This is a genomic window from Bacteriovorax sp. BSW11_IV, from assembly GCF_000447755.1.
In the GTDB taxonomy this organism is placed as follows: domain Bacteria; phylum Bdellovibrionota; class Bacteriovoracia; order Bacteriovoracales; family Bacteriovoracaceae; genus BSW11-IV.
In genome coordinates, this window is the sequence record NZ_AUNE01000043.1 from 36134 (window position 1) to 57752 (window position 21619).

A 21619-nucleotide genomic window follows, 5' to 3' on the forward strand; every position below is an offset into this window, starting at 1 on the left:
TAAAGAATAACGTTTTAGTTGAGGAAGGTTGTCAGTCTAAGCCTTATGAATTACTCGGCCTTGCCAAAATTATTAGGCAATTTTCTAAAGTTCATGCCAGTGAGTTCCGATAACAACGATAGGATAGGCCTTAATATTTGAAGGAGTGAGGTATGCTCGCAAGTTTTCAAGAATTTAAATTTTACCAGTCGTTCAGAATTCCTGTTGAGGAAGCTGATGATCTGAGATTTCTTGTTCAGATAGAAGATGAAGCAGGAAATTTTCATTATATTGATGACGCTAAATTAATAGATATTAGTGTTACGGGTCTTGGTTTTTCAACGAAGCAGCGTATTTCTGTACAAGCAGAGCTATCCATTTCACTTCAATTTAAAAAATTCCACCTCGACTTATCGGGGAGAGTTGTAAGGGCCTTCTCAAATACCATTGAAGACGAAGAAATTATCTACGGTGTAGAAATTGACGAAGAGAAAAAAGTACATAAATTTCTTGAACAGTATATTATGAGTTTTTCTTCAGATCGTTTGAAAGAATGTCTGGTTGACTCTGCACTAAAAGAAAAATACACAAGTGCTTCTGAAGGTTTTGAGATGTTCTCTCTACTTCTTTCTCTTTTTAAAGACATCACTCACTTCGGAGACAAAGAAGGCTTCCTCGATAATATGCTTGAAGAAGTTGTGCGTATTATGAATGCACAACGTGCCTCGATTTTTCTCATTAATCCTGAAACTAACGAGCTTGAGGCCGTGGCCGCTCTTGGGGTTGAAAAAGATACATTAAAATTCGATTACCGCTTAGGTATTGCTGGCTCTGTTTTTACGACAGGTGTTGCACTTAATATCGACGTGCAAAATGATAGTTCACGATTCAATGAAGTTTTCGATCAAGTTTTACAATTTCAAACGAAGTCGATTATTTGTCATCCAATCCATAATAGAGAAGATAAGATCATTGGTGTTATCGAAGTTATTAACAAGAGAAACCAAGATCGTTTTACAATTGAAGATGAAAAAACAATGAAAGTATTAGCACTTGTTTTCTCATCAGTGTTCCACGGTTTCACACCGATCAGTGAGACAACACAAATTAGAAGATTCTCTCAGCCATTTGATAGAAAGTTTGCTCTTGTGGGGAGAACTCCACATGTCGGGACACTGAGAAACTCTATTATTAAAATCAAAGATCTAGAATCACCAGTTTTAATTCAAGGTGAGAGAGGAGTTGGTAAAACTCTCTATGCAAAAATTCTTCACCACGAAGGAGCAAGAGGTCTTCACGCATTTGATACAGTTCATTGCGAGAATAAAGATTTTGATACTCTCTCAGAAAGACTTTTTGGACCAGATGAAACGAAGTGTGTATTCACAAGCTGTAAAGGAGGGACAATCCTTCTTCACGAAGTGTGTGCCCTTAGTTTTGATTTCCAAAAGAGACTTTTACAAGTTTTAAGAGAAAAAGGTATCCCAGGTAGTCGTTTAAGTTTAGATGCTAGAATTATTGCTTCTACAACTAAAGATCTAGGGAAAATGGTTGATGAAGGGGAGTTCAACAAAGATCTTTATGAACTTCTGTCTAAGGCCTATATTCAAATTGAACCACTAAGAAGAAGAGTCGAAGATGTTGATCATCTTGTGGATTACTTTTTGAAAATCGAATGTAAGAAGCAAGGTCTTCTAATGAAGAACTTCTCACCTAAGGCCATTCAAAAAATGAAAGAATACGATTGGCCAGGCAATATTAAAGAGCTTCAAACTTGTATTGAAAGAGCAGTTCTTTATAATCCACGCTCACACGTGATTACTGAAGTTGCTCTCGAAAATACGACAACACCGCTTCTTGATTTTAATCAAAAGCAAAGAATGTTTGGAACAATTCCTTACGTAAGTGATTTCTCTATTCCTCTTAAAGATCGTATTGCTCTTGTTGAAAGAGAGATGATCATTGCTGAAATTAAGAGAAATAACGGTAATAAATCGAAGGCCGCTAAAGAAATGGGAATTTCTCGAGAGGCCCTAAGAAAGAAGCTGCTTCTTTCAAATAACGTTCTTGAGGAGCTTACTCCTGAGGAAAAAGCTAAAAAGGCAGCCGCTTAGTCTTTTTGGAATTTAACTAATACAATCCTTGTCTTGGGATCGTCTCGAAATTCTGCGAGATAGATCCCTTGCCAAGTTCCTAGCAAGAGCTGTCCTTTTTCAACGATAAACGCCAAATTCTGATGACACAATAAGCTTTTCATGTGGGAGGGTGAGTCGTCTTCACCTTCATCGGTATGAGTAATCAGTGATAAATTTCTAGGGGCGAGATGTTTTAAAAAGTTCTCTAAATCTATTCTCGCACTAGGGTCATAGGACTCATTAATTGTCAGAGCACAGCTTGTATGGGTCACAAAAAGATGTAGGATGCCACTGTGATTGGCACAAATTTGCGAAACATAGCGCTTAACTTCTTCGGTGATATTATAAAACTTTTCACCATGTGTTTTCACTTCTATTTTGATTATACTCATGAATAATTCCTTTCATGGCCATCATATAAGAGTGCGCTAAGTATTGAAATTTTTATTTAAAAATAATTTCTCATCTCGATAAAATTCGTCATAATGACTGCACAGTTATCTTTGCTAATAAAGGGCCGAGCTTGTTTTGAGAATTAAGTCGATTAAATATCTCAAGTATTCGGTGTCCTGTGACGAAAAGTAGCCATATACAAATCATTGAAGTTGCAAAAAGGGCGGTATAGGCCATGCAAATATTAGATATTTTCATAAATCAAATGGGGGTAAAGGACTTCCTCGATATTTTTATCGTGGCCGTCTTACTCTACCAGTTGCTCCGTATCGTTCACGGTACGAGGGCCTTACAAATGTTACTTGGGATAGCGTTTCTCGTTATTCTGTTCTTACTTGGACAATACTACAAACTGTATTCTCTAAGCTGGATTCTGACTCACTTTTTTGATTCTTTTTTTCTTATTTTTATTATTCTTTTCCAAGATCAAATTCGCTCTGCTCTTGCAAGTGTTGGTACGGGAAAAAGAGTTTTTGGACTATTGCAAAAGCAAGAATCTGATCTTGATATTGAAGAAATTGTAGAAGTGGCAAGTGCGATGAGCAGAAAACGAATTGGGGCCTTAATGGTTTTTGAAAGAAAACACGGGCTCTTTGACTATATTGCCTCAGGTACGAAGATGGATAGTTTTATCCATTCCGATCTTCTCTATTCGATTTTTCAGACAAAGTCGCCACTGCATGATGGTGCCGTTATTTTTAGAAATAATAAAATTGCAGCTGCAGGTTGTTTTTTACCACTATCAAAAAATGTTGATATCGACCGCCACCTAGGAACACGCCATAGAGCGGCCCTCGGTATTAGTGAAGTTAGTGATGCAGTTGTCGTTACTGTGAGTGAAGAAACAGGACGAATTAGTTTGTGTTTAAAAGGTGTTTTCTATCCTTGTGAAAATGAAAATCATCTTCGTCAATACATGAAACACTTGTGGGCCCATGAAAAATTAAGTGCCGAACTTAGACCTCTAAATATTGAAGGGGAGGTTTAGATGAAGCAAAGAGTGAAGTTTGCTTTCTCGTCAATTAATCGCAAAAGAACTGAGAAGACGGCCCTTAAAATTGTGAGTTTGTTTATAAGTGTTTTTTTGTGGTTCTACGTTTTAAATTCTGAACCTCAGGAAATCACAAAGCAGATGAAAATAGAGTTTATCTCACCTGAAGGTCTTGCTGTTTCGGCCATGAATTTTAGTACGATCAATGTCGAGTTGCGTGGCGCACGCGCTTTTATTAACGAAATTTTACCGCGTGAAGAGCGTGTTGTTGTCAATTTGAATAAGTATCCATTCAAAAAAGGAAAGGATTTTACGATTCATATTGGTCCCAATGACATTCCTATTCCCTTTGGAGTGGATGTTCTTTCTGTTACGCCCAATGCTCTTACTGTAAGACTTGATCGTGAAATAAAAAAGTTTGTCCCCATTAAAATGAACCTTGTTGGCGCGCTGCCAAGTGAACTCAAGATGGTTAAACAAGAATTGAGTCCTGATAAAGTTATGCTGCAAGGTCCTGTTGAAGTGATGCGTAATGTTGGTATGGCCAAAACTATACCCATCGATATTAGTGAACTAGAAGGCGAAGGCGAAGTGAAAACGACACTGGCCGAAATTGACGAGCGCATTACCTATGACAGGGAGCAACCAATTTCATTTGCCTATGATATCAAAGCAAAGAAGGCGAATTTGACACTGAAAAATATCCCGATTCGCTTTTTATCTTCTTCAAAGATTTTGAAAGCGACGAGTCGAAAAGTGTCTCTTGATGTCCTCGCACCCGAGGGAATGTCAATTAGAAGTTCACAAGTGCAGGTGGTTGCTGATATACCAGAGGGGTCAAAAGGGAATGTGGAAATTAAGCTCAAGGCCAATCTGCCAGATGGTGTCCATCTTTTGCAAATTAACCCACAATCTATTAATGTTACTGTTCGATAATTTTAATGTTGTTTTATATCCAAAGGATAAATGAAAATGTCACAACGCAAGCTTTTTGGAACTGATGGTATTCGCGGAAAGGCCAATATCTATCCAATGACTTCAGAGATCGCGACGGCCCTAGGACGTGCCGTAACTCATTACTTTCAAACTCATGGCGATGGTAAAAGAAAAAAACCACTTATCATTGTCGGAAAAGATACGAGACTTAGTTGTTATATGCTGGAGCATGCCTTTGCAGCAGGTGTTTGTTCACAGGGAGGCTCGGTTATTTTAACTGGACCTCTACCAACTCCAGGTGTGGCCTTTGTTACGAAATCTATGCGTGCGGATGCAGGGGTTATGATCTCTGCTTCACACAATAGTTTTGATGATAATGGAATTAAGATCTTCGATGCCTCTGGACATAAACTTCCCGATGAAGTTGAGCTAGAGCTTGAAAATTTAGTTCTCACACCAGATCTAATGCCAGTTATGGTTGGACCGAAACTTGGAAATGCAAAACGTTTAAAAGAAGTTTTTGGCCGTTATATCGTACATGCGAAATCGGCCCTTAGGGGAGACTTTGATCTTGATGGCATGAGAATCGTTCTTGATTGTGCCAATGGTGCTGGTTACAAAGTTGCGCCGATGATGTTTGATGAACTTGGGGCAGAAGTGATGACTTTAGGGGTGAACCCTAATGGAGAAAATATTAATTTGAATTGTGGTTCTCTACACCCAGAAGGCGCGGCCGAGAGTGTGACGAAGTTTCGTGCAGACCTTGGAATCTGTCTCGATGGTGATGGGGATCGTGTCACAGTTATCAATCACGATGGAAAAGTTATTCATGGTGATGTTCTTATTGGTCTTTTTGCTAAACTTCTTCTTGATCAAGGCTCTTTGAAAAAAGGGGACACGGTTGTTGGTACTGTAATGTCAAACCTTGGGCTCGAAGTTTATCTAAGAGAGCTTGGATTGAAATTTCATAGAACTAAAGTTGGTGACAGATACATCATGGAGCATATGAAAGAAAGTGGTGCGATCTTAGGCGGAGAGCCGTCTGGACACATTATTTTTAAAGAGTTTGCAACAACTGGTGATGGTTGTCTTGCGGCCCTTAAAATGGTTGAGGCCATGAAATTTTACGGCGAAGAACTGCAAAATATTTTAGCGCAAATTCAACTGTATCCTCAGGTGACTAAAAACGCTATTGTTAATAAAAAAGTTCCCCTCGATACAATTGAGCCAATTCAGGCGCTATTGAAAAAAGTAGATGTGGAACTTGGGGATAAGGGACGAGTTCTTGTTCGTTACTCTGGAACCGAGCCATTGGCCCGTGTCATGGTTGAAGGCGAGAGATTTGAGCAAGTCGATCGATTATGTGATGAGCTTGTTGATGTTGTAAGCCGTGAGCTTGGACAATAATTAAAGGAAATAAAATGACGATTCGTTTAGGTGTAAATATTGATCACGTGGCAACTTTAAGACAGGCCCGTGGCGAAGATTATCCCTCTGTCGTTGAAGCGGCACGTGTGGTTTTAGAAAATGGAGCCGATCAAATTACAATTCATTTACGTGAAGACAGACGCCACATTCAGGATATAGATGTTGAAGCGGTTCAACTGGTCACAAAGCGCTATGGGAAACCACTAAATTTAGAGATGGGTTGTAATAAAGAAATTATCGATATCGCCGTGGCCACCGGCCCCGAGTGGATATGTTTAGTGCCAGAAAAAAGAGAAGAAAAAACGACTGAAGGTGGCCTCGATCTTATTGGTGAGGCCAATAATGCTAAGGTTCGTGAAACTTGTGCTTATTTAAAAGAAAAAATCCCTGGAACAAAGATTTCTCTGTTTCTAGAGGCCGATATTCATACTCTTGTAAAAGCGAGTGAGATGAATATTGACGCTGTTGAAATTCATACAGGTGATTATGCTCGTGCTTTTTTACAAGGGGAAGATATTGAGAAGTATTTGACTCAATATAAGGCCGCGCAGGAGTTCTTGTTGAGCAAAAAGATCAACTGCCATGCCGGTCATGGACTGACACTTGAAAGTGTATGCCCCCTGCTTTCCAATAATCTGTTTGAAGAATACAATATAGGTCATTGGATAATTTGCCAGGCCCTATTTGAGGGACTTGGTAGTGTAACAGATAAGTTTAAAAAACTATTTGCAAATTATACATATTAGTTCGTCCAAGGAATAAGGAGTTTCCCTGTGAGAGTTGTTGGTTTAGATGAAATGAAGACGATTGAAGAGGCCGCAATTAGTAAATTCGGTTTCAGCGAAGGATTGATCATTGAAAATGTTGGTATTAGAGGAGCTGATTTTATTGAAGAAGCTTTCTTAGAAGATCAGGATTTTGGTGAGATTATTGTTCTTTGTGGACGTGGAAATAATGCTGCTGATGGGATGGCCATTGCAAGAAATCTTGCAAACCGCTCACACCGTGTTCGTGCCTTCATGCTCTTACCTGATGATCCATACTCAGAGGAACTCAATAGACAAATTGAACTTGCAAAGAATTATGGTGTAAGGATAAATGATATAAGAAGCGTTGATCAGCTTAGTGATTACCTTTCTCAAGGTGGTGGACACTTTTTATTTATCGATGCCATCATCGGGATGGGTTTTCGCTTACCATTAGCAAATAACCTTTTTGATATTATTAATCTCGTAAATGAATATTCATCGGTAATGGTCTCTGTTGATCTACCATCTGGTGTTACAGGAGATGCTGGAGAAGCTGGACAGACGGCCATTCGTGCTGATTATACTCTTGCTATTGGTCTTCCTAAACTTGGTCACTATGTTGGTGAAGGATCAAAGTTAACAGGTGAGGTTGTTGTCATTGATGCAGGGATTTCATCGAAGGCCTTAGGTGGTGGTGATAAGTGGTTGCTTAATCCATCACACTTTGTTGATGTAATTGCTTCTCGCTCTAAATTTGACCATAAGAATCGCTTTGGACACACTCTTGTTATTGGTGGTTCTCGAGGCATGACAGGTGCTGTTTTGATGGCCTCTGAAGCTTGTTTAAAAGTGGGGACTGGTCTTGTGACTGCGGCCACTTGGCGCGACAATTACGGTGAACTTGTCTCTCGTATCACGCCAGAAATTATGACTGGTCAAATTCCAACAAACAAAGATGAGGTTGAATCTGTTCTTCGCGATCTAGATCGTTTTGATTCAATTGTAATTGGTCCAGGATTAGGTTCTCGTGAAATCACGAGAGAATCTGTAATTGATGTTTTGACTCATTTTTCGGGACCTGTTGTTATTGACGCTGATGCAATTAATGCACTTAATATCAATGATGACGCCCTTCTTTTAACGAAGAGAAAATTTCCAACTATTATGACTCCGCACGTGGGAGAGTTTTCTAAATTTGTTGGAGCAACACCTGAAGAAGTTAATTTAAATCCTATTGGATATTTAAAAAAAGCAGTTGATGAAACAAATTCTATTATCGTTTTAAAGAGTGCATGTACTTATATTGGATTACCAAATGGTGATATCTACATCAATTATTTTCCAAATGATGGTATGGCCACTGGTGGAAGCGGTGACGTTTTGGCCGGAATTTTAGGTGGCCTCCTTGCACAAAATCCACTTGAACATAAAACAAGTATGATGTTCGTTGATAAGAGTAAAATATCTAAATCAGTATTGTTTGGAGTTTTCGTCCACACTCTTGCTGGAAAGGTTGCAAGTGAAAATCTTGGCCCAAGAGCAATGACGGCGCTATCAATAGTTGATCATTTTTCTGAAGCCTTTGCTCAAATCGAAGAGCTTCTTGATTAAGGAATTTTAGAAATATGCTTGAAAGATCTTGGAAAAAAGTTTTTGAATCAGATCTCGAAAATATTGCCAGCGAGCTTAAAGAGACCGTTAAAAAACCTGCTGTCATTATCCTCTCTGGGCCAGTGGGAGCAGGTAAAACAACGTTTACAAAGAAGTTTGTAGGTGGCAGGGCCGATGCGATGTCGAGCCCTACATATTCTATCATCAATGAAAATGGCAATGTCGCTCATGCAGACTTCTATCGTCTTGAAGAACCAGAAGAAATCATTCACCTTGAATTGTCTTTGTACTTAGAGAATAAAGATTTTTTTCTTGTTGAATGGGGGAAGAAGTATGTTCGAGATATTTCTCGTCATGTCAGCATCGACTTTTCTTTTTATGAAATGGTGATTGAAATCAACGAAGCAAACGAAGATTCTAACACAGTTTCGTCACGCAATTTCTTGCTCCATAAACTCGACGTTTAGTGGTAAATAATGCCGATCAAAATGCTTTGATCGGTAATTTTTCCACGTGCGTCAAATTGGTTAACATCTTGGATTTTTTTGAGATTTGGGCCCTAAATACCTGAGTTTTTTATTCTTTAGCAAAAGCATAACTTAATTTTTAAATTTGTTGGAACTTTTCTTTTTTTTAATCGGAAATCGAGTTGACGGTGTCGGTAGTTTATTGTCATACTATTTACGTAGCTCGGAGTTCGCTGGAATGAACATCGACTCAAAACGGAAGCGTAGGATTCGCGACCTCGATTTGAGAGAACACGCACAAGGCTTCATGAAAGAAAAAACCGAGTTCAATTCTTATTTGGATTTATGGAGGAAGACTAATGAGACTAACATCTAAAGGACGTTACGCTGTAAGAGCTATGCTCGACCTTACTGTTCACAGTAATGGAAACCCTGTTCGCTTACAAGAGATCTCTCAAAGACAGAACATCTCTCTTCACTACTTAGAGCAGCTTTTTAGAAAGCTAAGAAATGGTCAGGCCGTTAAGTCGGTTAGAGGACCAGGTGGTGGTTATGTACTATCGAGATCAATGGATCAAATCACTGTAAAAGACATTCTTGACTGTGTTGGTGAAAACATCAACCCTGCAAAAGATATTCTTGGTACAGAAGCTGAAGCAGCAAACACTGTTGAGTTCCACCTATCAAAGAATTATTTTCAAAACCTAGGTGTGATCATGACAGAATATCTTGCAACAACATCACTTGGTGATCTTGTAAGAAAGTCTGCTGAAGTTGAAATCCCTGCTCAAGCAGCTACTGCTAATAACGGTACTGGAGCTGGAACAACTACAGGTACTGGAACTGGCGCATCTCAGTCTGAGGTTTCTTTAGGTGGTTTAACATCTGCCATAAGGAACCCAATTGGTGAAATTAACCAATAACAGATTTTATTTCGATTATAATGCCACATCCCCATTAGCAGAGTCGGTCACAAGCTGGCTCTCTTCTGGGGATCTACCATTTGGAAATCCATCTTCCATTCACTCATCTGGTAAATTATCAAAGCGATATATCAATGAAACTCGTGAGTTTCTTTATCAGACATTTGGTTTAAATGATTTCCGTCTTTTTTTCCACTCTGGTGCAACAGAGGGGATTAATAGTATAGTTAGAGGGCTTGCTTATGAGTTATTTAAAAACTCTGAGAAGCTAACGTTCATTTGTTCACCCACAGATCATTCATGTATTTATAATCTAAAAGAAGAATTAGAACTTTTCGGACATCAATTTGTTGTTTTTGATATTGATGAAAACGGTGAATTTTCTTATGAAAATTTGCGTGATTTAATAAAAGCGCAAACCAATAAAGTTCTTTTGAATTATACATTTGTAAACAATGAATCAGGTGTTGTATGGCCACTGGATATGGCCGTCTCTTTAAAAGAAGAAACAGGCTGTTTTGTTCATGTTGATGCTGTACAGGCCGTCGGTAAAATAAAAGAATGGCAAGAGCTTAGCGAAAAAATTGATGCTTTCACTTTCTCGGCCCATAAGTTTGGCGCCATGAAAGGTATTGGTTTTAGCTTTATGCGCACAGATTTTCCCTTTCATTCTTTAATTCGTGGTGGCGGTCAACAAGAAGGACTACGTTCGGGAACTGAAAATGTTCACGCAATCTATTCAATTAAGCTTGCTCTTGAATCACTCATGAAAAGCTACGATTTTTCACAGCAAGTTGTAGGTAAAAACATTATTGAAAATGAAATACTTAAAGAGATTCCTTCTTTGAAACTGGTTGGTGCAAAGGCCAATCATAGAAATGGTAATACCATTTATCTTGTTATCCCTAATAAGAAGGCCGATATTCTTCTTACGGCCTTTGATCTTGCAAAAATGGATGTGTCTTCAGGCTCTGCCTGTTCTTCTGGTGCTGTTATTCCATCGCGTGTGCTTATGGCCATGGGTTATAGTGAAGATGAGGCCAAAGGTGCTGTGAGGCTATCCTTCGCCCCTTCATTAGATGTGGCAAGTGCAACTGAGTACGCAACAAAGATTGTGACGGTTCTTAAAAGATTCGCCTAATATTTTCTGACAGCTATCTTGCCAAGTCATTAAAAATCTCTCACCATTTAAAGAACACACAAACGTTTTTTTATGGAGGCATTCATGAACAAGAAGGAACTTATCGAAGCTATCGTAAGCGAAAAAACACTTTCTCACATCTCAAAAAAAGATGCTGAGCTTTTCGTTAATCACGCTGTTGAAACAATCAAAAAAGCAGTTAAAAAAGGTGACGACGTTTCTCTAATCGGTTTTGGTACTTTTACAAAAGTTAAAAGAGCTGCTAGAGATGGTGTTAACCCTGCTACAGGTGAAAAAATCAAAATCAAAGCTAAAACACTTCCAAAATTCAAGCCAGGAAAGGCCTGGAAAGAGATGTTCTAATTTTTGATTGGAATTTTTTTTCAATGAGCGCTTCCTTTGGAGGCGCTTTTTTTTATAGGCGGGATCGTCAGTTTTTGGGAATTGAGGAAAGAGAATCAACGACCCCGCCAGATTAATATCTAAGAATTCTCTTAGTTATTTTCGTTAAATAATTTTTGCAGAAGAACACGCTCTTCAAGGTTGCAGTTCTTTTTCATTTCTAATGTTTCATAGTTCAAAGACTGATCTTGATTGTGACCAAGAAATTTCAAAATCGTTTCAAAAAATCTAAGTAGTTTCATGTTCCACCCCATGGATATTCTATTCAAGATGGATTCTACTCAGAAAAAACGTTTTGTGTTTTAGGATTTAATTAGGTTTATTTTAGAAGTGTTTCAATCGCTTGGAACTCCGATTCAGCCGCGTATTCAAGCGCAGACTTGTTTTTAGAGTCTCTAATATTTTTATTTGCACCATTGGCCAACAGAAGTTTAACAATCTCCAAATGACCCTCTCTCGCAGCGTAGTGCAGGGCCGTTTGTCCATCGGCGTTTATAGCATTTATATCGGCCTTATACTCAACAAGATGTCTTGTAATATTGATATTTCCTTCAAAAGAAGAATCCATTAGGAGAGTGAACTTTTTAGAGTTAAAAATAATATTTGGATCAGCGCCTTTTTTTAAAAGTTCTAAAGTCATATCTTCATTGGCGCCACTGCTTGCAAAAACTAAGGCCGTTTGACCTGACTTATCTTTTATATTGGGGTCAGCTCCTTTAGAGAGAAGGTAAAAAAATAGGTCTGATGAATTACCATTTATCGCACTCATGAGCAGCGTTTGGCCGTTCTCATTTTGACTGTTAATATCAAAACCATTTTCGATGGCCTCTTTTAACTTTTCACCATTTCCATCAAAGGCCTCCTCGAAAAGTGACTTATCAATTTTATGCTCTTGTTGGATTGATTCGCTTATTTCAACTGTGTTGTCTTGATTTTGAGAGGCCTGTTCACTTACATTTGATTTTGTAACTTCATTTAAACTCGGGCGTGTTTGCCTTGTGTGCTGTGAGGGCATTGGGTTTTTTAATTGGGCCGATTGTCTGTACATTTGAAAAGTATAGACGCCCATTACGAGCGTCGATACTATAAAGATCATTTTGATTATTTTTATTTTCATGAACCTATTTTACTGCAAAATTTGATCTGCAGGAAAAAAGTATTCTTTTTTATAGTCAAATTTTTTCGGTCCACCATTCGCATCAATAATCTCTGTTACGATCTCATTTTGAGCCATCTTTGCATTTCCTTTCCAACCTTGAAGTTGGTGGAAAACACCAAAGTAAACATCTCCATTTTTTGTAGATACTTTACCAGCAAGGGCCGATGTATGAAAAAGCGTACCTGTTTTTGCTACAATCGAGTTTGCTATTCTCGGAGTATTTAGGCGAGTTCTAAATGTCCCACCATCTGATCCTGGAACAGCTACGATTTCTTGAATTTTTCTATCGAGATCCATCATTTTTTGATCAAGTCTCTTAATTAGCTTAACTACAATGGCACATGTCGCATAATTATCGAAACGCGCGCCATTTTTTACTGTATTTAGACCTGAACCACTATTGATCACAATTGATGGTTCATTTGCAGAATATTCAAGACGCTCATTTTTGTAATCTGGAAAATCTTCTTCAACTATTGGATTAACATATTTTTCAAAGGCCTTAGTACCACCAAGTTTTTCAAAAACTTGGTCAGCAATGTAGTTGTTTGATTGAATGTTCATCAGTTTTAGATATTTTTCAATTTCCGGCGATAGGTGAGTCATTTCCTTCACAGCACTTTGATCGTCTTTAAATGGATTTTCTTCGACGTAACGAATACTTTTAACTTTTAGTGAGATATCATCTAAGGAATCTCTAATCTGAAGTGCATCAATCACACTTTTTGGAGTGGATTTGATAAAGGCCGTATAGGCCACTTTTAGTTTTTCCCACGCATCAGTGTTAAAGAAATCTCTCAAATTTTGAGCTGTTCTTTCTGGTGAGATATTAAGAATACTTCCCGAATAACCTTCTGCTCCAGTGAAAATCTTAAGATTCTTATCAAATGTAAGATTGTTAATTTCTGTGATTCCCATATTGTTTAATTGGGAAATCAAAAAGAAAAGTTTCCTTGTACTGAAGATCGGATCTAAATCCCCTGCGATATGAATATCACCGTCTTTTTCAAAGAACTTCGTATCATACTTAAAGTCTGGTCCAATTTTTTCAACGGCCCACAAAGTGGTAAGCAGCTTAGTCACAGATGCAAGACGAACTTTTCGATGCGGATTTAAACCGCCAATATTACCTTTGTCATCGAGAGTACATAGACCGTGGTACTTTGGTGTCAGATCATACGAGGCCATAATCTTTGTAAAATTAGCGACCGCATAGACTTGAGAATGAGACAGGATACTTAAAGCAACTGTCGAAATCATAAGTTTTAATTTCATCATTTCCCCCCCAGAAAATGAATTTCTCTTCTTTTAAATGAATTTTTCAATCCATGATAGATGGTCAGCAAGATTTACAAAGATTGAATTTGCTCTGCAAAAATCACCTTTATAATACGCCGACGAGATTCCAACTAAATTTAATGATTCCCCTAAATCATTTTTAGTAAGAAGAGCTCCACCGCTATCAGCTCCATAAATAGCAGTATTTGTTGTAATAATTTTTTTCGTGTTTTTATAACAACGTCTTTTAATTGGTACTTCTTTTATTGTTTTAGTGCGTAGGGCAGTGATGTTGTTTTCATCTTTACCGTGTCCTACAACTAAAAAAGTGCTTCGCTGCTTTTTTAATGCAGTTATTTTTGGATATTTACTTACGTTAAATTGATCGCCACTTTCCAATTTGATTATGGCAATATCATTATCACTATAATTATCGAGACTATAATCAAATTCTGGATTGGTGATAATTTCAGCAATTTGTCTTGTCGTGCTGCCGTTACTGATTTCATCTGGAAGATAATTTTCGAAACAATGGGCCGCCGATAGGGCAGTGTCGTTATTTAAAAGAATCGCTGTGCAGATTGTTTGATTGTCTTGAAGAATTTTGGCCACGAAAGAGTATTCATCTTGGTCCACCTCTTCTCCATGAATGATTCCACTCACTGAGAATTCTACCTTTTCGCTAACGTTTCCGCGTCCACATGAACTTGCAATTACAGCGAAGAAACAGGTGAAGATTATACTCTTTCGTAACCACATCATTTAATTCCCCCAAACAAATGATGCTGTGCTTATACCGCATTGTGTTGTGCTTGTTTAGAGCTAGTGTCATTTTTACAAGGGCCAAAATGGGAACCGTGAAAAAGGTGCAATTGGGCCCTGGGGCCAGAAGATTTCGAGGGCATTTCATTGAATTTACTAGGAATACTTGAGTGAAAAAGTTGGCACGAGGATTGCTTATAGTATTAACAAGAAAGCCGGACAATATACAGGCCTTGGTTACGATTTAAAATCGGTCCTTTTGTCCCACCTATACCGGCATCATTAAAGTGGATAAGAATTTATCCCCTTAATCCAAATCAATATCCTATCTTACCATTTAAATTTGTACCAAGGCCCTCTTGTTTTAAACAGGAGCGCCCTTGAGGATTGGTAGAATCTCTTTAACGCCTTTGGCGATCATTTCGATTGAGATTGCCAGAAGAATTATACCAAAGACCCTTGAAAGAACGCTCATTCCCACCATGCCTAGTTTTCTACCCAGAGTTCTTGAGCTTCTTAGAATAACGTATACGACTACACCCATAGATATAATTACCAGGATCGAACCAAGCCACTGTTCAAGTCCACTTAGTGATTTACCTTGAATAATGGCCGTTGAAATACTTCCAGGTCCGGCCAACATTGGAATAGCTAGTGGAACAATCCCTAAGTCTGGACGGTTTTCAAAAGTTTCCATTTCGCTTTTATTAATTTTAGTCTTACTCGGAGAGGCCGTGATCATACTGAAGGCCATACTAAGAAGTAGGATTCCACCACCGATAGTGAATGAAGGAATACTAATTCCAAACATATTAAGAATGTTTTGTCCAAAAATAAGACTTATACAAAGAGTAACAATAACCGCTATTGAACACGTTTTAGAAACCGTCACAATATGTTGTTGACTAAAGTTGTCTGTTAACGACAAAAAAATTGGAATCGCACCAAGCGGATTAATAATCGTTAAAAGAGTAATCATAAATTTCAAAATATCAGTCTTATCTGCTGTCATTGTCCACCTCTAACCCATTGTAAACGAAGTTAATAAAGATTTCATAAAAAAATGGCCACCAAAAATTATAAAGAAGGGGAAATATTTTCCGATTGGTTTCTTGAAACAATACAAAACAAGAGAGAAAACCATGAAGAAGTATTTGATCGTTTTACTCGCAAGCTTATTCTTTGCAGATCAAGCGATGAGTATGGGGCTGTTTAGATCACGCCAAACGGGATCATCATCAAATTCAGGTGCAAATACAACACCCACACCAACACCTTCTGAACCAAATAGAGAGCCTGCAAGTCCTGTAGAGCCTCAATACGATACACCGGCCCTAGATTCTACTTATATGAATGAAGAGGTTGCAGAATTTATTAATGCCGAAGTTGAGTCTCAATTTGGGAGTGCCGAGTTACTTAAAGTAAGGGATGGTAGCTTTAATACATCAAGTGATCATTGCTCAAATGCTCTTGATGGAAAAGATCGCTTTGTCGATCAAATTTCTTTTTATGTTTCTGAGCAATTGCTTAATATTCGTCCCGAGGTAGCACATCTTTCATCTTATTATGCTGTACCAAGCTCGCGCGATAAACATGCATTAACAGGACTAGCACATTTTCCTTTATGCCACTCAACAAAAAGTTCATTAACGACATCGCTTAAAAAAGTTCCAGGTTCAGATGTTATTGAGATGCTCAATGAATTTGAAGATAAAGTAAATGGCCTTAGAGATGATATGCTAGCAGGAGATGAAGTGGCCAAGCTTGATCTAGTGAAAACATGGTCAAAATTTATGGGCTGTTTATCTTATGTTGAGTCGTTAACTACGGCCGATGCATCTTCATCTGTGAAAGTAGCAGGAAAGTATGCTCCTTCAAATTATAGAAAGCCTGCTGGTGTAAAATTTTATGAAGATCCCTATCAGCCAGCGGAGAGTAAATTGAATATCGGTCTCTACCAATTCACTCCGCGATACACAGGAAATATTGGAGCATGTTTAAAACATTGGAACCAAATGTATCCTCAATGTCCTGTAAATGAAAAAGCATCCCAATCAGATCTCATTAGAATGTTTGGTAGCTCACACCAAGGAATGAATGCCTTTTGTGGTGTAAATAAAGTGGCGCAAACATTCGCTATTCAGGTAAACACAACGGCTTCAAAATCTACTCACCCTAGTAATAGATCATCTTCAGGTTTAGTGCCTGCGGCACAAAGATGTGTCACTCCGTTCATATATGCAGGTTATGCATATAATCACTTTGGCCCTCTTCAAAATTCAACAGGTGCGAATCTTAAGAAACTTATGAGTTGCGTTCTTAAATAATGAAATCAGGGAGACAATGGTCTCCCTTTTTTATGTCAATCCGAATGGCCCTTTCTTCTTGTTCTTAAAAATAAATTCCTTGAAAATATGAAGATATGGCCGAACACAGATTGTCCTTATTTTTAAAGATAATTATACTTTTTCACCTAACGGTGATCGCTTGGTTTTTTAACCAAATATTTAATCATTATTTGTTTCGCTATGAAGTCTACAACCAAGAAAAAAAATTAACAGAAATTCAAGTCTCTTATGCTAAAGAAGTGGAAGCTTACTTTGATGGCCATTTAAAATTTGTTAACTCTTTAGCAAATTCTCCCATTTTTGATGGTTATGATTCTCAAAAATTTATGCCTAAATTAAAACTTCTTGGCGAAGTAGAGAAACGATTTATAAGAATTTTTGTCGTTAATGCTGATGGGACATATTATACCGCAGACAATCCTGGAAATACTTTCTTGGGAGGTCTTCATTCTTTGGATAACTCTGATCCAAAATCACCTTTGAAAAACACAAAGAAAAGACATTATTGGCAAAAACTTGTGCGCGACAATGTGGACAATAAATACATGACCTATGTAACGGCTCCATTAATCGCCTATGTCTCTGAGTATAGGCTTGTGCTTGTATTGGCAACCATTATAAGGGATGGAAAAGTTAAAGGGCTAGTTGGAGGTGGTGTTGAGTGGAATGAATTTGATAAATTTATTAAACGATTGAATGAAAGTTATAAACTTGATGATTCATATTGGCCTTCGGTCATCCATCGCAGTGGTGCTTTTTGGTATCACTTTGATAATCGTAAAAAATTGGTGCCGATCTCTGATCAAGATGGAAATCAAATTTATGATCAATTTGGAAATGTTCTCGTTGTAAGTGATTATATCCAATACGATAAGAATGATCAGTTTGCGCAAATTGGTCGAAAGTTAGTAAAAGGCGAGCGTGGAGTTAGCGAATTTCGCTATGAAGGTAATCACCTTATTTGTAGTTATGGACCTATTGATAAGATAGAAGATTATTCGATGTTAATGGCCAAGGTTGTGTCTAAACCAAATGGCCATTACTTCTTTATTCTTTTGATAATAATGAACTTTTTTATCGTCGGACATATATACCGCTTCTTGCGAAAATATATCTAATCTATTTTATCCCATGAAACATCATTTCCGAGAGTCACTCCAGAGATTGTTTTTTCAACATCTTTTTTAATGAATGGAAACTCTAGTTTTTCTAGTTCATCAAAAGACTCATCGAAGGCTATTGTAATTGTTCTTGGTACAAAGTCTGTTAAAGAGCTAAGGAAATAATCCTTTGGCAGGTTTTGCATTAGGACATCTGTTTCTTCTTCTTCAATGACCTGTTCATTCATTGGTCTTGTCGTTGTGTTTTTAACGATAAGAGCACCTTTGATCTTGTCGCGCGGAATATCTTTTGTCAGATTCCATGTACCAATATGAAAGTAGTCGAGATAGAAGATAGATTTGCCATACTTCAGCTTACGCGGAAGCATTAGGGATTGAAGAAACTTGCGGGTCGTTTGGTCCTTCGCTTTTTTACACAGCTTGTCGGCCAAGAGGCTGTCTTCAATACGTATAATGTAGGCGCCCGGAACTTTTGTCGAATTAAACAAAAGATACTGAAACCCAATACTGAATAGTGTAAAAAGTTTGTGCTGTGGCAAATGAATGTGATTTGCCGTGTGGTCGACGAGGGATTTTACGCCTTCATATAGATCTTGTTTACTAAGTTCGCTGCCCATAGATTCGTACTCTTGAGTATTCCTTAAATGATAATCTAATATGTTAATTTTACGATGAATTTTGTCTGTTAAAATTTATTAATGGTAAGGGGCTTTCTTGTCAACTAGGATACGCTTTTTTAAGTGAAAAATTACTAGTTGAGTCATTTTATTGGGCCCCTATTTTTTTCAGTTATTTTAATGTTCCTAGATTGACTCATGCCCAGAATTTCACTAAGATGCGGTTTTAAAATGTTTAAAAAATTACAGTTGTATTTAATAATTCTATCATTCTAGTTTGGAGAGAAAAGATGATTAACAACAAACTTATGGCCAAAACTCGTAACATCGGGATTTCGGCGCACATTGACTCAGGAAAGACGACACTGAGTGAGCGTATTCTTTTTTACTGTGACATGATCCACAAAATCTCAGACGTTCGTGGTGCTGGTGATGGTGCGAAAATGGACCACATGGAACTTGAAAAAGAAAAAGGTATTACAATTACTTCTGCTGCTACAACTGTTACTTGGAAAGGTATCGGTAACGCAGGTACAACTTTTGCTGATGGTGTTGATAAAGAAACAAGAATCAACCTAATCGACACTCCGGGACACGTTGACTTTACTGTAGAGGTAGAGAGATCACTTCGTGTACTAGATGGTGCTGTACTAGTTCTTTGTTCTGTTGCTGGTGTTCAGTCTCAGTCAATTACAGTAGACAGACAGATGAGAAGATATAACGTTCCAAGACTTGCTTTCCTAAACAAGATGGACCGTATGGGTGCAAACCCTTTCAAAGGTAGAGATGCCCTTGTTGAAAAACTAAACCACAACGCAGTTCTTGTTCAGATCCCAATCGGTGAAGAAGATGGTTTCTGTGGTGTTGTAGACCTAGTTGCTAAAAAAGCTTACTATTTCGACGGTGATAACGGTGAAAAAGTAAGAGAAGAAGAGTGTCCAGCTGATCTAGTTGATCAAATGGAAGAATACAGAGCAGAAATGATCGATAAAGTTGCTGAGTTCGACGATGAGATCATGGAAAGATACCTTGAAGGTGAAGAGCCTTCAGAAGAAGAACTACACAAGTGTATTAAAGTTGGTGTTCAATCACTTAAACTTACTCCTGTATTTATGGGTTCTGCTTTCAAAAACAAAGGTGTTCAACTTCTTCTTAACGGTGTTGCTAGATACCTTCCATCTCCACTTACTTGTGCTCTTCCAACTATCGTTGATGAGAAAGCAGGGAAGATGGAAATCCAACCGGATCCAGAAGGAACTCTTATTGCTATGGCGTTCAAAATTACTGACGAACAATTCGGTCAGCTTACTTATACAAGAATCTACCGTGGTACTCTAAATAAGGGTGAAACTGTTTACAACACAAGAACTAAGAAAAAAGTTCGTGTTGGACGTATGGTTCGTATGAACTCTAACGACAGAGAGAATATCGATTCAGCTCACGCTGGGGATATCATCGCTCTTGTTGGTGTTGACTGTGCTTCAGGGGATACATTTGTTGCTGACGACAAAGACCTAAACATTTCATGTGAGGGTATCCACGTTCCAATTCCAGTTATTGAGCTTTCAGTTTCTTGTAAAGATAAAGATGCTCAAGCGAGAATGTCAAAAGGTCTTGCTAAGTTCCTTAAAGAAGACCCGACTTTCCACGTTTACACTGATGAAGAATCAGGTGAAACACGTATCGCTGGTATGGGTGAGCTTCACCTTGAAATTTACGTAGAAAGATTAAAGCGTGAGTTCAATGCTGAAGTTACTGTTGGTGCTCCACAGGTTAACTACCGTGAGACAATCAGAACTGAAACTAAGTTCGATTACACTCACAAGAAGCAAACTGGTGGTTCTGGTCAATTCGGTCAAGTTGTGGGTATGCTTAAGCCACTTCCAGAAGACAGAAAAGAGAAAGAAGACCAAGTATTTAGATTCAATAACGAAATTAAAGGTGGATCTATTCCTAACGAATTCATTGGTGCCTGTGAAAAAGGTTTCCAAGACGTTATGGATAAGGGACCTCTTGCAGCTTTCCCAGTTATTAACTGTGAAATCTTCCTACAAGACGGTAAGTACCACGATGTTGACTCTTCTGATATGGCGTTCCGTATTGCTTCTAGACAAGCGATGAGACAAGCTATCAAAGGTGCTCAACCAGTTCTTCTTGAGCCAGTAATGAAAGTTGAAGTTACAACTCCAGACGAATACCAAGGTTCGGTAATTGGTGACCTTTCTTCTAGAAGAGGTATCATCCAAGGTTCTGAGACTGATCCAGGTGGGGACGTAATCATCAATGCTGAGGTTCCTCTATCAGAAATGTTCGGATACTCTAACGAGCTTCGTTCAATGTCTGCTGGTAAAGCTTCTTACACAATGGAATTTGCAAGATACGCTGAGTGTCCTTCAAATATCCAAGAAAAAGTAATTGCTGAGCGTAAAGAGAAACTTGCTAACGATGATTAATCGTTACTTTCTCGAACGAAATTAAATTTTCAAAAAATGAGGCCCAGAGAAATCTGGGCCTTTTTTATTTTGGACCGTAATAATTTTCGACACTATCTATAATAATTTCTATTAGACCCATCTTTGTGTGAAATTTGTTTAAGATAAATCACTTTCAATAAACACAGGTGGCAAAATGAAAATGACAACTCTTATAGCATTTACGATGCTTTCTCTGGGCGCAAATGCACATAAAATCGTTAATTACAAAGGACATTCTACTATTGATGGATCAGAGTGTTCTGTTGAAATCCTTCATCATGGAAAAGAGGTGCGTGCCATTATGGTTAAAGGTACTCTCAAGACAGAAGCAATCCTTGTCTGTAAGGACGAAATTGGCGGTGAGGACAGCATTTTTATAGAGGTAGATCAAGAGCTAGGACTTACAGAAGAGCTTTTAGAAGAGGCCACTGTGGACGATAACGGTGATCGTGTTCTGATTACCGGGCATGATCAAATAGATCAGTTTGAAATACTTTCTAAAATTCAAGTTACAAGAAAGAACGAGAGAGTTGATGCAGTAGAAATAGAGGCGACGACAGTCGGCTGTACACAGTCCACGATGACTTGTGTAGACCTTGTTCAAAAGTAAGTGATAACTAATTAGTCATTGATAAATATTTGAGC

General features: G+C 38.1%; 21 protein-coding genes. 14 read left to right on the top strand and 7 right to left on the bottom strand.

The window, feature by feature from the left end:
• Positions 1–152 precede the first annotated feature (152 nt).
• On the top strand, positions 153–2093 hold the full coding sequence (locus M899_RS11445; RefSeq protein WP_021271696.1) for a sigma-54-dependent Fis family transcriptional regulator: 1941 nt from the start codon (positions 153–155) through the stop codon (positions 2091–2093).
• Here M899_RS11445 and M899_RS11450 read toward each other — a convergent pair.
• Positions 2090–2506: a secondary thiamine-phosphate synthase enzyme YjbQ gene (locus M899_RS11450; protein ID WP_021271645.1), complete on the bottom strand. Its 417-nt coding sequence runs from the start codon at positions 2504–2506 to the stop codon at positions 2090–2092. The genes M899_RS11445 and M899_RS11450 overlap by 4 nt on opposite strands.
• Positions 2507–2742: 236 nt before the next feature.
• Here M899_RS11450 and cdaA point away from each other — a divergent pair, with 236 nt between their 5' ends.
• From cdaA to M899_RS11495, 9 genes are all read left to right on the top strand, one after another.
• Complete coding sequence (gene cdaA, locus M899_RS11455; RefSeq protein WP_021271599.1) at positions 2743–3555, top strand: diadenylate cyclase CdaA; 813 nt, start codon at positions 2743–2745, stop codon at positions 3553–3555.
• On the top strand, positions 3556–4494 hold the full coding sequence (locus M899_RS11460) for a CdaR family protein (RefSeq protein ID WP_021271622.1): 939 nt from the start codon (positions 3556–3558) through the stop codon (positions 4492–4494). It abuts the gene before it with no gap.
• A gap of 36 nt (positions 4495–4530) precedes the next feature.
• Positions 4531–5901, top strand: coding sequence for a phosphoglucosamine mutase (gene glmM / locus M899_RS11465; protein ID WP_021271700.1), 1371 nt, complete (start codon positions 4531–4533; stop codon positions 5899–5901).
• A 14-nt stretch (positions 5902–5915) separates the two neighbouring features.
• Positions 5916–6668, top strand: a complete 753-nt coding sequence (locus tag M899_RS11470) for a pyridoxine 5'-phosphate synthase (RefSeq protein WP_021271683.1) — start codon at positions 5916–5918, stop codon at positions 6666–6668.
• A 27-nt stretch (positions 6669–6695) separates the two neighbouring features.
• Positions 6696–8282: a bifunctional ADP-dependent NAD(P)H-hydrate dehydratase/NAD(P)H-hydrate epimerase gene (locus M899_RS11475; RefSeq protein WP_021271632.1), complete on the top strand. Its 1587-nt coding sequence runs from the start codon at positions 6696–6698 to the stop codon at positions 8280–8282.
• Between the two features lie 14 nt (positions 8283–8296).
• The gene (gene tsaE, locus M899_RS17815) at positions 8297–8749 is read left to right on the top strand and encodes a tRNA (adenosine(37)-N6)-threonylcarbamoyltransferase complex ATPase subunit type 1 TsaE (protein ID WP_021271612.1); all 453 of its coding nucleotides are present in this window, start codon (positions 8297–8299) and stop codon (positions 8747–8749) included.
• A gap of 359 nt (positions 8750–9108) precedes the next feature.
• Positions 9109–9672 (top strand): Rrf2 family transcriptional regulator, encoded by a 564-nt coding sequence (locus M899_RS11485; RefSeq protein ID WP_021271629.1) that lies wholly within the window; start codon positions 9109–9111, stop codon positions 9670–9672.
• On the top strand, positions 9656–10813 hold the full coding sequence (locus M899_RS11490; protein WP_021271653.1) for a cysteine desulfurase family protein: 1158 nt from the start codon (positions 9656–9658) through the stop codon (positions 10811–10813). The genes M899_RS11485 and M899_RS11490 overlap by 17 nt, the downstream gene beginning before the upstream one ends.
• A gap of 84 nt (positions 10814–10897) precedes the next feature.
• Entirely contained in the window at positions 10898–11176 is a 279-nt protein-coding gene (locus M899_RS11495; protein ID WP_021271679.1) for an HU family DNA-binding protein, read from the top strand.
• 131 nt (positions 11177–11307) lie between these two features.
• Here the strand turns inward: M899_RS11495 and M899_RS18415 are convergent, their stop codons facing one another.
• From M899_RS18415 to M899_RS11515, 5 genes are all read right to left on the bottom strand, one after another.
• Entirely contained in the window at positions 11308–11457 is a 150-nt protein-coding gene (locus tag M899_RS18415) for a hypothetical protein (protein WP_021271604.1), read from the bottom strand.
• Positions 11458–11534: 77 nt separating this feature from the next.
• Positions 11535–12332 carry an ankyrin repeat domain-containing protein gene (locus M899_RS11500; RefSeq protein WP_081653814.1) on the bottom strand — a complete coding sequence of 266 codons (798 nt, stop codon included), beginning with the start codon at positions 12330–12332 and terminating at the stop codon, positions 11535–11537.
• Positions 12333–12341: 9 nt separating this feature from the next.
• Entirely contained in the window at positions 12342–13652 is a 1311-nt protein-coding gene (locus tag M899_RS11505) for a D-alanyl-D-alanine carboxypeptidase (RefSeq protein ID WP_034729042.1), read from the bottom strand.
• A 30-nt stretch (positions 13653–13682) separates the two neighbouring features.
• A complete protein-coding gene (locus tag M899_RS11510; RefSeq protein WP_021271633.1) occupies positions 13683–14414 on the bottom strand; it encodes a trypsin-like serine protease in 732 nt (243 codons plus the stop codon).
• A gap of 364 nt (positions 14415–14778) precedes the next feature.
• Positions 14779–15426, bottom strand: coding sequence for a MarC family protein (locus M899_RS11515; RefSeq protein WP_021271581.1), 648 nt, complete (start codon positions 15424–15426; stop codon positions 14779–14781).
• Positions 15427–15556: 130 nt separating this feature from the next.
• Between M899_RS11515 and M899_RS11520 the strand changes: the two genes are divergently transcribed.
• Together M899_RS11520 and M899_RS11525 are read left to right on the top strand one after the other, a co-directional pair.
• Positions 15557–16741: a hypothetical protein gene (locus tag M899_RS11520; protein WP_021271602.1), complete on the top strand. Its 1185-nt coding sequence runs from the start codon at positions 15557–15559 to the stop codon at positions 16739–16741.
• A gap of 95 nt (positions 16742–16836) precedes the next feature.
• Positions 16837–17880, top strand: a complete 1044-nt coding sequence (locus M899_RS11525; RefSeq protein ID WP_155897195.1) for a cache domain-containing protein — start codon at positions 16837–16839, stop codon at positions 17878–17880.
• On the opposite strand, the gene M899_RS11530 is transcribed toward M899_RS11525, so the two are convergent.
• Positions 17877–18500 (bottom strand): hypothetical protein, encoded by a 624-nt coding sequence (locus tag M899_RS11530; protein ID WP_021271704.1) that lies wholly within the window; start codon positions 18498–18500, stop codon positions 17877–17879. The two genes, M899_RS11525 and M899_RS11530, sit on opposite strands and share 4 nt — an antisense overlap.
• Before the next feature lie 290 nt (positions 18501–18790).
• On the opposite strand from M899_RS11530, the gene fusA reads away from it, so the two are divergent.
• Positions 18791–20953, top strand: a complete 2163-nt coding sequence (gene fusA / locus M899_RS11535) for an elongation factor G (RefSeq protein WP_021271673.1) — start codon at positions 18791–18793, stop codon at positions 20951–20953.
• 175 nt (positions 20954–21128) lie between these two features.
• Complete coding sequence (locus M899_RS11540; protein WP_021271702.1) at positions 21129–21584, top strand: hypothetical protein; 456 nt, start codon at positions 21129–21131, stop codon at positions 21582–21584.
• Positions 21585–21619 lie beyond the last annotated feature (35 nt).

Coding starts and splice junctions, on each gene's coding strand:
- M899_RS11445 (WP_021271696.1), top strand. CDS start 153: ATGCTCGCAAGTTTTCAAGAATTTAAATTTTACCAGTCGTTCAGAATT.
- M899_RS11450 (WP_021271645.1), bottom strand. CDS start 2,506: ATGAGTATAATCAAAATAGAAGTGAAAACACATGGTGAAAAGTTTTAT.
- cdaA (WP_021271599.1), top strand. CDS start 2,743: ATGCAAATATTAGATATTTTCATAAATCAAATGGGGGTAAAGGACTTC.
- M899_RS11460 (WP_021271622.1), top strand. CDS start 3,556: ATGAAGCAAAGAGTGAAGTTTGCTTTCTCGTCAATTAATCGCAAAAGA.
- glmM (WP_021271700.1), top strand. CDS start 4,531: ATGTCACAACGCAAGCTTTTTGGAACTGATGGTATTCGCGGAAAGGCC.
- M899_RS11470 (WP_021271683.1), top strand. CDS start 5,916: ATGACGATTCGTTTAGGTGTAAATATTGATCACGTGGCAACTTTAAGA.
- tsaE (WP_021271612.1), top strand. CDS start 8,297: ATGCTTGAAAGATCTTGGAAAAAAGTTTTTGAATCAGATCTCGAAAAT.
- M899_RS11485 (WP_021271629.1), top strand. CDS start 9,109: ATGAGACTAACATCTAAAGGACGTTACGCTGTAAGAGCTATGCTCGAC.
- M899_RS11495 (WP_021271679.1), top strand. CDS start 10,898: ATGAACAAGAAGGAACTTATCGAAGCTATCGTAAGCGAAAAAACACTT.
- M899_RS18415 (WP_021271604.1), bottom strand. CDS start 11,457: ATGAAACTACTTAGATTTTTTGAAACGATTTTGAAATTTCTTGGTCAC.
- M899_RS11500 (WP_081653814.1), bottom strand. CDS start 12,332: ATGAAAATAAAAATAATCAAAATGATCTTTATAGTATCGACGCTCGTA.
- M899_RS11505 (WP_034729042.1), bottom strand. CDS start 13,652: ATGATGAAATTAAAACTTATGATTTCGACAGTTGCTTTAAGTATCCTG.
- M899_RS11510 (WP_021271633.1), bottom strand. CDS start 14,414: ATGATGTGGTTACGAAAGAGTATAATCTTCACCTGTTTCTTCGCTGTA.
- M899_RS11515 (WP_021271581.1), bottom strand. CDS start 15,426: ATGACAGCAGATAAGACTGATATTTTGAAATTTATGATTACTCTTTTA.
- M899_RS11520 (WP_021271602.1), top strand. CDS start 15,557: ATGAAGAAGTATTTGATCGTTTTACTCGCAAGCTTATTCTTTGCAGAT.
- M899_RS11525 (WP_155897195.1), top strand. CDS start 16,837: ATGGCCGAACACAGATTGTCCTTATTTTTAAAGATAATTATACTTTTT.
- M899_RS11530 (WP_021271704.1), bottom strand. CDS start 18,500: ATGGGCAGCGAACTTAGTAAACAAGATCTATATGAAGGCGTAAAATCC.
- fusA (WP_021271673.1), top strand. CDS start 18,791: ATGATTAACAACAAACTTATGGCCAAAACTCGTAACATCGGGATTTCG.
- M899_RS11540 (WP_021271702.1), top strand. CDS start 21,129: ATGAAAATGACAACTCTTATAGCATTTACGATGCTTTCTCTGGGCGCA.